Origin of the sequence: Armatimonas sp. (genome assembly GCF_031410135.1) — a bacterium.
Taxonomy (GTDB): domain Bacteria; phylum Armatimonadota; class Armatimonadia; order Armatimonadales; family Armatimonadaceae; genus Armatimonas.
This window is the reverse complement of record NZ_JANNYP010000520.1, coordinates 1-13066: the sequence shown is the minus strand read 5'-3', so window position 1 is coordinate 13066 and position 13066 is coordinate 1. Positions and strand designations below refer to the sequence as shown.

Below are 13066 nucleotides of genomic sequence, written 5' to 3'. Positions count from 1 at the left end.
CCAAGACGGCAGCCTTTGTGGACGACATGTGTGTCATCAACTCCATGCACGCCGATGTGCCCAACCACGAGCCGTCGCTTCTCTTAATGAACTGCGGAGATGCCCGCCAGATTCGCCCGTCGTTTGGCTCGTGGACGTGCTATGGCCTGGGCACCATGAACCAGAACCTGCCCGGCTACATCGCCATGTGCCCCGGCGGCTTCCCGATTCAGGAGACCCAGAACTGGCAGGCGGGCTTTCTCCCCGGCGTGCTGGCCGGAACCTATATTGACCCCAGTAAGCGCGATGTTGAGCAGCTGGTGGAGCATATTCGGAGCCACTACGCCTCCAAAGAGCAGCAGCGCGAGCAGCTTGATCTGATTCAGGCACTCAATAAAAAGCACCAGGCCGCACACTCCAAAGATGCCCAGCTGGAGTCCCGAATCCAGAGCATGGAGTTGGCCTATCGCATGCAGAGCGAGGCGACTGATGCCTTTGATATCAACCTGGAGAGCGAGAGCACCCGCGAGCGCTACGGCGAGGGGAACTTTGCGCGGGGCGTGCTCATGGCACGGCGGCTAGCGGAGCGTGGCGTGCGCTTTATCCAGGTCTACTCGGGGGCGGGGCAGCCCTGGGACCTCCACGATGATCTCGCCGATGGGATGAAACGGCTCTGTGGCGAGGCAGATAAGGCGATCTCCGCGCTACTCACCGATCTCAAGCAGAGCGGGATGCTTGAAGAAACTCTCGTGATCTGGGGCGGCGAGTTTGGGCGGACACCCGTGGTCGAGCTTCCGACACCAGGAGCCAATGCGGGCAAGATGAACGGGCGCGACCACAACCACTGGGGCTTTACCTACTGGATGGCTGGCGGGGGCGTGAAAAAAGGAACGGTCTACGGAGCCACGGATGAGTTCGGTTTTAAAGCCGAGAAAGATCCTGTCCATGTCCACGACTTCCATGCCACTGTGTTGCACTTGCTGGGCTTTGACCACACTAAACTTACCTACCGCTACGCAGGCAGAGACTTCCGCCTCACGGATGTGGTAGGCAATGTGGTCAAAGAGCTTATTGCTTAGCCCCTAAGAGCATTAAAGTGTCCCGCGCCGCTCTTGCTCGCGCTCAATGGCCTCGAAGAGGGCTTTGAAGTTGCCTTTGCCAAAGCTACGGGAGCCGTGTCGCTCGATGATCTCAAAGAACACGGTGGGCCGGTCTTCAACGGGCGCGGTGAAGATCTGCAAGAGATAGCCTTCGTCGTCGCGGTCCACTAAGATGCCTAGCTCTGCGATCTCCTTGAAGTCCTCGTCGATCTCGCCCACACGGTCGGGGAGTGCATCGTAGTAGGTCTGGGGGACGCGCAAAAAATTGACATCATTGGCGCGGAGCTGGCGCACGGTCTGTAGGATATTCTTCGTGCCCATCGCGATGTGCTGGACGCCGGGGCCGTTGTAGAAGTCAAGGTACTCCTCGATCTGGCTTTTCTTTCGCCCTTCGGCAGGCTCGTTGAGCGGGAACTTGATGCGCCCGTTGCCACCCTGTACCACTTTGCTCATCAGGGCCGTGTACTCGGTGGAGATATCTTTCTCATCAAAGTGCACGAGCTGCGAGAAGCCCAGAATGCGCTCGTAGAAGCTCACCCACTCGTTCATCCTGCCCTCTTCGACATTGCCGACAATATGGTCAATGGCTTCCAAGCCGCAACCGACCGCAGGCGTGTGGTAGCGATCGGGGTCGAGCGGCGCATAGCCAGGCGCGAAGACTCCCGTGTAGTGATCATGGTTGACGAAGCTGTGGGTCGTGTCGCCGTAGGCCTTGATGCTGGCAAACTCGACACTGCCGTACTGATCCGTAAGCGTGGTGGGCTCCGTCACACCTGTCGCACCGCGCTCTATGGCGAGCCTGTACGAGAGCTTCACGTCGTCCACCTCCAGCGCCACATCCCGCACTCCATCGCCGTGGAGCCTCAAGCGATCCGATTCCGGGTGCTCCGCACGGAGCGGCGACTCCAGCACCAGGATGATATTGCCCTGGCGCATGATATAGCCCGCCTCAGTCTGGGAGCCCGTTTCGAGCCCTTTGTAGGCCGCGATCTCAAAGCCAAAGGCATTGCGATAGAAATACGCGGATTGGCGTGCATTACCAACGAAAAAGCGGACATGGTGAACCCGCCGCAAGGGAATATCTTGAATCATCTCTGAACCTCAGCGATAATAATACCCTGCTTTCTAAGCACGGTACAATTGAAGCAATGACTCGTAAGCCGCATCCGCCAGAATGGCTTTTTTTGCTCACTCTTTGTGCTGTCTCAGCCTTGGCGGAGCTGGGCTTTGTGATTGTCAATATCTCCTCCCTTCCCGTTTTTCTGAAGTTCGGGCTGCATCTGCCCTACCTACCAGGAATCGCCCTCGCCGCTTACTACTTAGTTGAGGCACTGGCAAACTCTCCGATGGGGGCCCTGGCGGATCGCCTTGGTCGGAGGCGGCTGATGGTGCTAGGAACCTGCGTCTCGATAGTCACTTGCCTGGCGACATCGCAGATTCATGCTCCTGAGGGACGGTTTCTGGTTCTTGGGGTGACCGCACTTGTCTTATTACTGCGAGCGCTGGATGGCATGGGAGCGGCGATGCTCTGGCCCAATGTTTATGCCTCCGTGGCAGATCGCGTGGCACCGGAGCGGCGGGCACAGGCCAATACGCTCATCACCATTGCCTACATGGCGATGATTCCACTGGGACTGAAGCTCGGGGGCTGGCTCAACGAGAACTTTGGGCGAAATTTCTCCCCGAGTGAGCCAGGACGGTACGTGCCATCGTTTCTCTTTGCTGCCGGCTGTTTTGCGGCGACATCGGTGCTTTCCTATATTGTCGCCCCTCGCCGTGAGTCGCAACACGCCCCCGAAAAAGAAAGTGACCATGCACCAATCAGCAAAAGCACGCTGATGAAGGCGATTCACGAGTACCCATGGCTACTGGGGCTGATCTTCTTAATCTTTATCGCCATTGGCCTGATCGCGCCGTATGTCAAGCCCTACTTTATGGAGCGCTTCGGAATCGCGGAGGAGACTTTTGGAAATCTCACACTCGGGCCTGCCGTGCTGATCGGGATTCTCTCCGCGCCGCTGGGAAAGCTGGTGGATAAGTGGGGCAAGCCACAAGCCATCAAACTAGGGACCGCGCTGTGTGCCGGGGCGCTCTGGGGGCTGCTCTTTGCCACACACCAGAACATGATCGTGGTCTTTGGGACCATTCTTGGGATCGGTTTTGTGATGTCGTTTCCCGCCTACATGGCCTTTGTCTCCGAGATGGCCCCGGAGACTGAACGTGGTGGGATGATCGGAGCCGTGCGTATGGCCCAAGGAGTGGGAGCGATGCTGGGCTCCGTGCTCTCGTCGCCGCTCTACACCGCCGATGCCCGGCACCACACGATCTTCTATCTAGCCTCGGGCATCCTCACGCTCGGCTTTGTTCTCTCCTTGTTAGTGGTAAAGGCTCCCAAGCCGGTAGGCTAAATGTGAGCAAAAAAGGAGGCAATACGTGAAAAGTCGGCTACAATAGGGCTGAACTCAATTGTGAGGAAAGGAATGGAAGAACAGATGGCTGGCGTTACGAAAGCGTCCTTTGGCAAGCTCAAGACGGGTGAGGCGGTAGATATCTACACACTCACCAACAAGAACGGCCTAATTGCGAAGATCATGACTTTTGGAGCAACCCTGACAGAGCTCCATGCACCGGATAAGTCCGGCAAGCTCGGGGATATCTGCCTGGGCTTTGACAACCTGGCCGCCTACGAAAAAGGCCACCCGTACATGGGGTCCACCGTGGGGCGCTATGCCAACCGTATCGGCAAGGGGCGCTTTAAGCTTGGGGAGAAGACCTACAAGCTGGCAACCAACAACCCTCCCAACCACCTTCACGGTGGCACCAAAGGCTGGGACAAGCGTGTCTGGAAGGCGCAGATCGTCCCCAAACCCGATGGCCCTGCGGTGCAGTTCACCTACGTCAGCAAAGACGGTGAAGAGGGCTATCCAGGCAATGTGAACGCGTCGGTTATCTACACGCTCACCGATGCCAATACACTGCGCATGGAGTACGCCGCCACCACCGACAAGCCCTGCCCGATTAACATGACAAATCACGCCTACTTCAACCTTAAGGGCAGTGGGACGATCCATGATCATGAGCTCTATGTCGCGGCCAAGAGCTACACCGAGGGTGATGCGGATCTGCTTCCTACCGGCAAGATTCTGCCCGTCACGGACACTCCCTATGACTTCTTTGCCCAGCCTGCCGCTATCGGCGACCGGATTACGGCGGCTGGGGGTAAAGAGCCCAATATCGGCTACGACATGAACTTTGTGCTCCTTTCGGGGGCGAAGGGCTATGCCACCGTAGCGCGCCTGAGCGAGGCAACCTCGGGACGTCTCCTAGAGATTCGGACGGATCAGCCTGGCTTGCAGTTCTACACCGGAAACTTCCTCGATGGAACTCTCGTGGGCAAGGGCGGCTGGAAATATGTCCAGCACTCCGCGATCTGTCTGGAGACCCAGCACTTCCCCGATTCTCCGAATCAAAAGAGCTTCCCGAGCACAATGCTCATGCCGGGCCAGACCTACAGGACAAAGACCGAGTACGCCTGTTTAGTGAAGTAGACTATGCAAACCATTGCTGAGATCATGACACGTGATGTGGTGACCGTCTCCGACGAAGCGACACTGCGTGAGGCAGCCGCGATTCTCACGGAGCGCCAGATTAGTGGCGCTCCTGTGGTGAACTCCGAAGGGGTGCTGGTGGGAATCCTCTCCGAGTCTGACCTACTCAACGAGGTCAAGAAACGGGAAGCTCTACCACGAGTGACGGCTTTTGGCCTCTTTATCGCCCCCGAAGCGACCATCCGACGGCTCTACCACGAAGGTGGCGATCTGGCGGTACGTACGGTAATGACAACCTCCGTGGTCTCTGTGTCCGAGGAAATGTCTGTTCAAGAAGCGAGCCGTCTGCTCCTTAGCAAAAAAATCAACCGCCTCCCCGTGGTAAACCCCGAGGGCGCATTGGTTGGCATTGTTACCCGTGAGGACATTCTAAAGGCTGTCTTTTCTCTATGAGCGTCGCGGAGATTTTTGAGACGATGGAGTATGGTCCTGCGCCGGAGAGTGCGGCTCCCGCGCTGGAGTGGTTGGCGCAACACTCGGAGGGTTTCGGGCACTTTATGGGGGGAGCGTGGACCGCTCCAGGGACACTCTTTTTAACCGAAAATCCTGCGACGGGGAAAGTGCTCGCACAGATCAGCCAGGGGACAGAGGCTGATATTGCTGTTGCCGTTGCGGCGGCAAGCGCGGCGCTGCCGGGCTGGAAGGCGCTTGGCGGGGCGGGGCGTGCGAAGTTCCTGTATGCTCTCGCACGACAGATACAGAAACACTCCCGGCTCTTTGCGGTGCTCGAAACCCTCGACAATGGCAAGCCGATTCGTGAGACGCGCGACATAGACATTCCCTTAGTCGCGCGCCATTTCTACCACCACGCGGGCTGGGCGACGCTACTAGAGACCGAGTGCGCGGGCTACGAAGCCGTGGGGGTATGCGGTCAGATCATTCCTTGGAACTTCCCGCTGCTCATGCTCTCGTGGAAGATCGCGCCCGCTCTGGCAGCCGGCTGTACGGTGGTGCTCAAGCCCGCTGATCTCACGCCACTCACGGCGCTGCTCTTTGCGGAGGTCTGTGCCGAGATTGGCCTGCCTGCGGGGGTAGTGAATATCGTCACGGGCGATGGCAGCACCGGCGCTGCGCTGGTCGCGCACCCGGATGTCCAGAAAATCGCCTTCACTGGCTCGACGGAAGTCGGGCGGCTGATTCGGAAGGCCACAGCAGGAACGGGCAAGAAACTCTCGCTGGAGCTAGGCGGAAAGTCGCCGTTTATTGTCTTTGAGGACGCGGACTTAGATGCTGCCGTTGAGGGCGTGGTGGATGCGATCTGGTTTAATCAGGGCGAGGTCTGCTGTGCGGGGAGCCGTTTGCTGGTTCAGGAGAGTGTCGAGGAGCGTTTTTTACAGAAACTCCAGCGCCGCATGGAGACACTTCGTGTTGGGGATCCGCTGGATAAAGCCACCGATATCGGTGCCATCGTGGCACCGATTCAGCTTGCGAGGATTGACGAGCTGGTGAAGGCAGGTGTGGATCAGGGCGCGATGCTCTTCCAGCCAAAGGCCGCGTGTCCCACAACGGGCAGTTTCTACCCACCGACCTTGCTTACGGGCGTTTCACCCGCGTCGGTTGTGGTGCAGGAAGAGATCTTTGGCCCGGTGTTAGTGGCGATGAGCTTCCGTACGCCCGCTGAGGCCATTGCGCTTGCAAACAACACGCCCTACGGACTGGCGGCATCGCTCTGGTCGGAGAGTATCAACCAATGCCTCGAAGCCGCTCCCAAGCTCAAAGCGGGGACTATCTGGATTAACGGCACCAATCTTTTCGATGCGGCGGCAGGTTTCGGCGGCTACCGCGAGTCCGGCTTTGGCCGCGAAGGTGGCAAAGAAGGTCTCTGGGAGTATCTGGTCAGTTCCCCCCTAGCCCCCGTCCGGGTACCCCGCGAAGCGAGGCTGGTCGGGCTAGGGGGGAGAAATCTCGACCAAACGGCAAAACTCTATATTGGGGGCAAGCAGGCGCGGCCTGACTCTGGGTACAGCCGAACGGTGTTGAGCCCCACCGGTGAGAGTATTGGGGTAGTCGGCGATGGCAATCGAAAAGACATTCGTAATGCGGTCGAGGCAGCGCGGGCAGCGGCGGCAGGCTGGGGCGGCGCAAGCGGCCACAACCGGGCGCAGATCCTCTACTATCTCGCGGAGAACTTAAGCTACCGGGCGGCGGAGTTTGCGGCAAGAATCACGCAGCAGACCGGACAAGAGGGCACCGACGAAGTCGAGCAGAGTATCGCGCAGCTCTTTATTTGGGCAGCATGGGCGGACAAGAACGACGGCTCTGTCCACCGAACGATTCAGAAAAGTGTCGTGCTGGCGATGCCTGAGCCGCTGGGGGTGCTCGGCGTTGCCTGTCCCAGGGAGCAGCCGCTTCTGGGGCTGATCTCCGTGGTGGCTCCTGCGATTGCTCTCGGGAATGTCGTGGTTGCTGTCCCCTCAGAAGCGCATCCGCTCTCGGCGACGGATTTTTATCAAGTTCTTGAAACCAGCGATGTCCCCGGCGGCGTGGTCAATCTGATCACTGGGGAGCGTGATGTCTTGATAAAGACCTTGGCGGAGCACGATGATGTGGATGGTATCTGGTACTTTGGGGAGAGTGCTGCGCTGGTAGAAACGGCCTCGGTGGGGAACCTTAAGCGCACCTGGTGTCCCAAGCCTGGCACTATCCCGCGTCAGGATGCCTTTCTGCGGGCCGCGACCCAAGTTAAAAATATCTGGATTCCCTACACCGACGAGCTGCCCTGGTAGGTTTAGGCCGCTTTCTGAAGGGGCTCGGAGTGGCTCTCCTCCACGAGAAAAGCGAGAAGCCTATCGATCTCTTCGACTTGCATACGGAGCCCTTCACCGCGCCGATAGAATGTCTCCTGCACCGTCTCGCGGCGCTTCCAGAGCACCTCAATCTCCGCTGTGATCGCCTCTTGCTCCTGTCGCTCTTCCTCATCGAGTCGTTCGAGCGCCTGGAGTGCCTCACGCTTATTCCAGACGACTTCTCCAATGAGGGTATGGGGATCCACGCGGGCCTTTTGCTCCAGGATATTCTGGATGACAAGCCGCTTCTGTGGCAAAGAGAGGCTCTCCGGGAGCGCCGCGACCAGCTCCTGCACGAGCTTCGGCCTGCCTGTTAGGCTGATAGCAGGTAGCTCTAATGGGAGCAGCTCATCGTCTTCCTTTTGGAGCGTGAGCAAAGGTCTTGTCAGAATATTCATGGCCGCCACTCTGTAGATTGGGTTTTTGAGCTTCTAGGACTCTAGCGAAAATTACTAGTTTTCTTTCTATTGGAAATCTGGTATTGCACTTTCGAGGGAATAAGTCTCCCGCTAGAGGTTGGCGGTAGAATAGAGGCGCTATGTCCTATGCCATTGCCGCTTTCTATAAATTTGTCCCTCTGGAGCCGGAGCGCGTCGAAGCGCTGCGAATGGAGCTGCTCAGAGTCGGCGAGTCTCTTGAGATCCAGGGGCTGATCTTGCTTGCGACGGAAGGGATCAATGCGACTGTCTGCGCTCTGCCGGAGTCGCTGGCGGCGTTTAAGGCAGCGCTTTTGGAGATACCGGAGCTGGTTGGACTCAAGTTTAAGGACTCTTTTGCGCCTGAGCCTGTCTTTCGCCGCTTGACGATTCAGGTGCGTGAGGAGATAGTGACCGCCGAGCTTCCTGGCGTTTTCCCCACGTCCGATCAGCACCGGCACCTGCCGCCCAAAGAGTGGCATGCGCTCCTACAAGACTCCGAAAATGTCGTGGTGCTCGACACGCGCAACGACTACGAGACACGGATTGGGAAGTTTCGCGGCGCGATTGACCCGAACCTCAGCAAGTTCTCGGAGTTTTCAAGCTATCTGGAAAGCAACCCGCTGCCGCAGGACAAGACTATTCTGATCTACTGCACGGGGGGAATCCGCTGTGAAAAAGCCATCTTGACCCTGGAGCACAAAGGCTACGAGAATGTCTACCAGCTTGATGGGGGTATCTTAAACTACTTCGCCGAGTTCCCCGAGGGCGGCGCGTTTGAGGGCGAGTGCTTTCTCTTTGACCATCGGGTGGCGGTGGATAGCAAGCTCCAGCCGTCGCAAAAGTATGGCTTCTGCCCCCACTGCGGCGACCCGGCAACGGAAGACTTTACGTGTGGCTACTGCAAGGGAAGCGGCCAAGTCTGCGAGAAATGCCACGCGAGAGAGCACTATGGTGTGGCCTGCTGTAAAAACTGCGCTTATCACCTGCGCCGCTTGGCAGGAGTTTCCTGATGCAACAGCCCCCACGTGTCACCACACCGCCAGAGAGCTTTTTTGCCGGATTTCGTCCGGGAGATCGCGAGCCCGCACGGCGCTTCTACCAGAAGCATCTCGATCTCAAAGGGCTTCATATCGCAGCGGCGGGAGTCGTGGACGATGCAGCGCTCCAGCGAACCCACTTTCTGGTTGCACACTTGCTTGCAGGACGCCCGGATATTCTGGAGACCATGGCCACGTTTGGGACGCGTCTAATCGTGATTGGCAAAGACCAGGTCTACACCGACATGCCCGAGTACCGGAATGCGCCCAATCCCGCCTACCTTAATGAGCGAGTTCGGGGCACGGGCGGCCTCGATGTGACCAGCTTTGGGGAGGAGAACTTGCTCAACCTGCCGCTGGACCGCTACGATGATGAGAGCATTGCGGTTCACGAGTTCTGCCATACCATTGATGCAGCCCTTACGCGGCTTGATCCAACGTGGCGCGGCAGACTCAGTGGCGTCTACAAAGCAGCTCTGGCAAAGGGGCTCTGGAAAAATACCTACGCCGCATCGAATGCGGGGGAGTACTGGGGCGAGATTTCGCAGAGCTACTTTGACTGCAACCGCATCAACAACTGGAACCAGGGCCCGATTGGCACCCGTGAGCAGCTCGAGAAATACGACCCGGAAGGCTTCGCGCTCGTACGGGAGACCTTCAGGCTCTCCGGCGCAAATGACTGGCGCTACACTCCCATCCGTCGTCAGCCCTCGGTGATTGCCCCTCCGGCAAAGTTCAAGTTTGCGCCGGTTTTTACCAAGTTCACTCTCGCCCGTGAGTTTCCCATTGTTGGGGTTGCAAAGACCCGCGATAAAGCGCTGCTGAAGGCCAATGACGCGATCCGCAAGCTCTTTGCCTACCGCCACGATATTCTTAAGGCACTGATCAACGATGGCTACTACCTAGCCGTCTTGCCCAAGGGAGTCGCTGCGCTTCCTGGGGCCGATCCCAAACGCCTGGCAGTCTCTGAAGACCGCCTCGTTTCTCTGGTAGGGACACTTGCGCGCGTTTTCTATCTGGCTACCGCCACGCGCCCGGCTGACCCTGAGTTCGAAAACCGACGTGATAAGCAGCAGTACGAGCTACGGGTCAAGCGGCTGGATGTGAGCCTGGACAACCGGCTCCGAGCGCTTTTTGGGGAGGCACGCCTGGAGAAATGGGTCTCTGGCGTCGAGGCCTACTTTGATGTGAACCAGCCCCAGAGCCGTGAGCAGCTCCAGCGTACCGACCCGGCGCTCTTTTCGATTGTCGAGGAAGTCATGGCCTACACCAATCACCCCGACTGGCGCTACCGTCCGTGATGAAGGATGAAAGGCGAAGAAGGTAAAATAGCGCATGCGGATTTTCTGGTGCTTACTTTTATTGGTCTGTGCAGCAGTGGCGCGGGCGCAGACCGATCCAATTGTTCTGAAAGTGGGAGGAGCCTACTCATCGTGGGGGATTCCCGATCCGAACTCGACGGCACCGTTTGATCGCGCACGCCGGACGGTTTTTGAAGCGTTCTCGAAGAAGCACCCGGAGATCAAGCTAGAGCGGTTTACCTCGCTTAATATCCAGGGGCCAGCGGCGGAGTCTGGGATTCTCATGGCCTACGCGGGAGGAACGGCTCCGGATATCGTCTACGTGAACATGCGCCTGATGCGCCAGTATGTCGGGCAGGGGTTTCTTCAGCCGCTTGATGGATTGTTGCAGAAGTATCCCGACACGCTCACGAGAGTGCACCCGAATCTCAAGAAAGAGCTGGACATTGACGGCCATGTTTACTCCGTGCCCTATGCCCAGTTTGTGCAAGCGCTCTACTATCGCAAAGATCTCTTCCGTGAGGCGGGACTAGATCCTGATCATGCCCCAGCGACCTGGGATGAGTTCTACACCTACTGCCAGAAGCTCTACGACGAGAAGAAAGGGCAGTGGGGCTTTACCTTTCCACCATCGGATGCGAGCTACTACTGGCTGAATTTTCTCTACCAGGCGGGCGGCGATGTTACTAAACAAACTGCAGAGGGGCAGTATGTTGCGGCCTTTAACTCTGAGGCGGGCGAGAAAGCCTTGGCGTTTTATCGGAAGCTCATGACCACCAAAGGTGTGAGCACCAAGTCCACGACCCGCTCGCAGGACATCTCGGCGGGGAAGCTGGCGATGTGGTTTAGCTACCAGAGCGACGATCTGACGAACATGAACAGCTTCGACCTGAACCCATCGCTTCTAGGAATCGCCCCGCTCCCCAAAGGCCCGACCGGTTTGCGTGGCAACGAACTCAATGCTTCGATGTGGGGAGTGAACGCGTCGGTTAAGGATGAACGCAAGCTGCAAGCGTGCTATGATTTTGTGAACTTCATGGCCAGCGAAGAGGCGAGCAGGATTCGGGTTCAGGCCTATGTGGAGAACGGGCTGGGGCAGCTTGTCAACCCTAAAGAGCTGAAAAAATGGGGCTACGAGGAGTTCATCACGGCCTCGGCGCGGCCTTGGCTGGAGTCGCAGGAGATTCTCTTTGCCTCAGGAAAGCCCGAGCCTGCGGGGCCGAACATGGCGTTTATCTACAAGCTCTTGGACGAGCCACTGGATCAGGCAGTGCTCTACCCGGATCGGCCCATCAAGCAGATTCTCAGCGCGGCGGAGGCGAAAGTTAACTCCAAGCTCCTCAACTATGCCGACCCAGCGACCGTGGCGCAGCGCCGAAACGTTGCCAGTGTGATCGCCGGTGGGATTGTCTTGCTCCTTACCGGACTCCTTGGGCGAGCGCTCTGGCTGGCCTGGCAGAGTCGGCAGCGCACGACCGTGTCTGTCGGAAAGCTTCCCCTCAAAGTGCATCTTTCGGCGTGGGCGTTTATGCTCCCGGCGGTGCTCTCGGTGTCGGTCTGGGCGTACTTTCCGCTACTCAAGGGGATGATAATGGCGTTCCAGGACTACCGCATTTTAGGCGACTCCAAGTGGATCGGGCTGGATAACTTTATCGAGGCGGCGACCCAGGAGACGTTCTGGAAGGGTTTTTACAACGCCTTTGCCTTTACCGGCTGGCTCCTGGCACTGGGCTTTGCGCTCCCGATTATCCTCGCCCTGATGCTCAACGAGATCCCCAAGGGCAAGGTGCTCTTTCGGGTGCTCTACTACTTGCCCGCCGTCACCACCAGTGTGATCGTCGCAATGCTATGGAAGCAGTTCTTCGACGCCAGCCCGCAGGGTTTCGCCAACGCGCTGCTCTCGGTTTTTCATATCGAGCCGCAAAAATGGCTGCAAGACCCCGCGCAGGCGAAGTTCGCCGTCGTGCTTCCCCTCATCTGGGCGGGCGCGGGGCCGGGGAGCATTATCTACCTTGCGGCGCTACAAGGCATCCCCGACGAGATGTATGAAGCAGCGGACTTAGACGGCGCGGGCGTGCTCACCAAGATCTGGCGCATCACCCTCCCGACCCTCTCGCCGCTGATTCTTATCAACCTCGTCGGCGCGACCATCGGCGCGTTTAAGATTATGGAACCCGTGCTCGTCCAGACCGCCGGTGGCCCGGACTATGCCACCCATACCATCGGGCTGGAGATCTGGTACAACGCCTTCATGTACCTAAAGTTCGGCTACGCCACCGCCGCCGCCTGGATGATGGGCCTCGTCCTCGTCACGCTGACACTCTACCAGCTTAAGATCCTACAGAATGTCAAGTACAGCACCGCCGGGAGATAAGCTCGTGCCCAATGTCAGGGCATTCTATGATCGATCACAAGATATGTATGTGGTTGAGTTCGTCGGCGATCCTATCTTTAGCGTGTCTGATGAGGAGTTTGACTGGGGCATGTTCACTCATGGGGTCTGCACCGATGTCGTAAAGCATTTACGATTCACTCGAATTGGCATCACGGGACGGCATCTGTGTTCAGAGGAGCCTACCCCAGAGAGCTTGGGCGAACGATTGGACTTAGCAATACGCCGACTGTCTTCAAATTATGAGAGTCGTCCACTTGATAAGTTAGTGTCGACTAGTATGCTACGCTGTCAAATGGGAGCTGAATTGCTGGTTAACAATCGGGTACAAATTATCCAAGACCTCATCGCCTCATGGGATGATGCGCAGGGTTAATACTCTGCCGTCCTGGTTGCAGGCGCATAAATGGGCCTGCTGTTGCGGCAAGCAGGCTAAAGCCCGCT

General features: G+C 57.9%; 10 protein-coding genes. 8 read left to right on the top strand and 2 right to left on the bottom strand.

The window, feature by feature from the left end:
* Window positions 1-1058: DUF1501 domain-containing protein (locus RMO15_RS19365; protein ID WP_309715604.1), on the top strand; the 1058-nt coding region annotated here is incomplete at its 5' end.
* Between the two features lie 12 nt (window positions 1059-1070).
* On the opposite strand, the gene hppD is transcribed toward RMO15_RS19365, so the two are convergent.
* Window positions 1071-2171, bottom strand: coding sequence for a 4-hydroxyphenylpyruvate dioxygenase (hppD, locus tag RMO15_RS19360; RefSeq protein ID WP_309715600.1), 1101 nt, complete (start codon window positions 2169-2171; stop codon window positions 1071-1073).
* Between the two features lie 56 nt (window positions 2172-2227).
* Between hppD and RMO15_RS19355 the strand changes: the two genes are divergently transcribed.
* The 4 genes from RMO15_RS19355 (at window position 2228) to RMO15_RS19340 (ending at window position 7413) form a co-directional block, all read left to right on the top strand.
* The gene (locus RMO15_RS19355; RefSeq protein WP_309715597.1) at window positions 2228-3487 is read left to right on the top strand and encodes an MFS transporter; all 1260 of its coding nucleotides are present in this window, start codon (window positions 2228-2230) and stop codon (window positions 3485-3487) included.
* A gap of 84 nt (window positions 3488-3571) precedes the next feature.
* Window positions 3572-4627 (top strand): aldose epimerase family protein, encoded by a 1056-nt coding sequence (locus tag RMO15_RS19350; protein ID WP_309715594.1) that lies wholly within the window; start codon window positions 3572-3574, stop codon window positions 4625-4627.
* Window positions 4628-4630: 3 nt separating this feature from the next.
* Complete coding sequence (locus tag RMO15_RS19345) at window positions 4631-5080, top strand: CBS domain-containing protein (protein ID WP_309715591.1); 450 nt, start codon at window positions 4631-4633, stop codon at window positions 5078-5080.
* On the top strand, window positions 5077-7413 hold the full coding sequence (locus RMO15_RS19340; RefSeq protein ID WP_309715589.1) for an aldehyde dehydrogenase family protein: 2337 nt from the start codon (window positions 5077-5079) through the stop codon (window positions 7411-7413). The genes RMO15_RS19345 and RMO15_RS19340 overlap by 4 nt, the downstream gene beginning before the upstream one ends.
* A 2-nt stretch (window positions 7414-7415) precedes the next feature.
* Here RMO15_RS19340 and RMO15_RS19335 read toward each other — a convergent pair whose 3' ends face one another.
* Window positions 7416-7871, bottom strand: coding sequence for a hypothetical protein (locus tag RMO15_RS19335; RefSeq protein WP_309715586.1), 456 nt, complete (start codon window positions 7869-7871; stop codon window positions 7416-7418).
* A 140-nt stretch (window positions 7872-8011) separates the two neighbouring features.
* Here RMO15_RS19335 and RMO15_RS19330 point away from each other — a divergent pair, with 140 nt between their 5' ends.
* From RMO15_RS19330 to RMO15_RS19320, 3 genes are read left to right on the top strand one after another with little or no spacing between them, the layout of a single operon-like run.
* On the top strand, window positions 8012-8902 hold the full coding sequence (locus RMO15_RS19330) for a rhodanese-like domain-containing protein (protein ID WP_309715582.1): 891 nt from the start codon (window positions 8012-8014) through the stop codon (window positions 8900-8902).
* Complete coding sequence (locus RMO15_RS19325; RefSeq protein ID WP_309715576.1) at window positions 8902-10230, top strand: hypothetical protein; 1329 nt, start codon at window positions 8902-8904, stop codon at window positions 10228-10230. The genes RMO15_RS19330 and RMO15_RS19325 overlap by 1 nt, the downstream gene beginning before the upstream one ends.
* A gap of 34 nt (window positions 10231-10264) precedes the next feature.
* Complete coding sequence (locus RMO15_RS19320) at window positions 10265-12604, top strand: extracellular solute-binding protein (RefSeq protein ID WP_309715573.1); 2340 nt, start codon at window positions 10265-10267, stop codon at window positions 12602-12604.
* Window positions 12605-13066 lie beyond the last annotated feature (462 nt).

What these genes read in the sequence shown, in the direction of transcription:
- hppD (WP_309715600.1), bottom strand. Translation starts at nt 2,171, where the DNA reads ATGATTCAAGATATTCCCTTGCGGCGGGTTCACCATGTCCGCTTTTTC.
- RMO15_RS19355 (WP_309715597.1), top strand. Translation starts at nt 2,228, where the DNA reads ATGACTCGTAAGCCGCATCCGCCAGAATGGCTTTTTTTGCTCACTCTT.
- RMO15_RS19350 (WP_309715594.1), top strand. Translation starts at nt 3,572, where the DNA reads ATGGCTGGCGTTACGAAAGCGTCCTTTGGCAAGCTCAAGACGGGTGAG.
- RMO15_RS19345 (WP_309715591.1), top strand. Translation starts at nt 4,631, where the DNA reads ATGCAAACCATTGCTGAGATCATGACACGTGATGTGGTGACCGTCTCC.
- RMO15_RS19340 (WP_309715589.1), top strand. Translation starts at nt 5,077, where the DNA reads ATGAGCGTCGCGGAGATTTTTGAGACGATGGAGTATGGTCCTGCGCCG.
- RMO15_RS19335 (WP_309715586.1), bottom strand. Translation starts at nt 7,871, where the DNA reads ATGAATATTCTGACAAGACCTTTGCTCACGCTCCAAAAGGAAGACGAT.
- RMO15_RS19330 (WP_309715582.1), top strand. Translation starts at nt 8,012, where the DNA reads ATGTCCTATGCCATTGCCGCTTTCTATAAATTTGTCCCTCTGGAGCCG.
- RMO15_RS19325 (WP_309715576.1), top strand. Translation starts at nt 8,902, where the DNA reads ATGCAACAGCCCCCACGTGTCACCACACCGCCAGAGAGCTTTTTTGCC.
- RMO15_RS19320 (WP_309715573.1), top strand. Translation starts at nt 10,265, where the DNA reads ATGCGGATTTTCTGGTGCTTACTTTTATTGGTCTGTGCAGCAGTGGCG.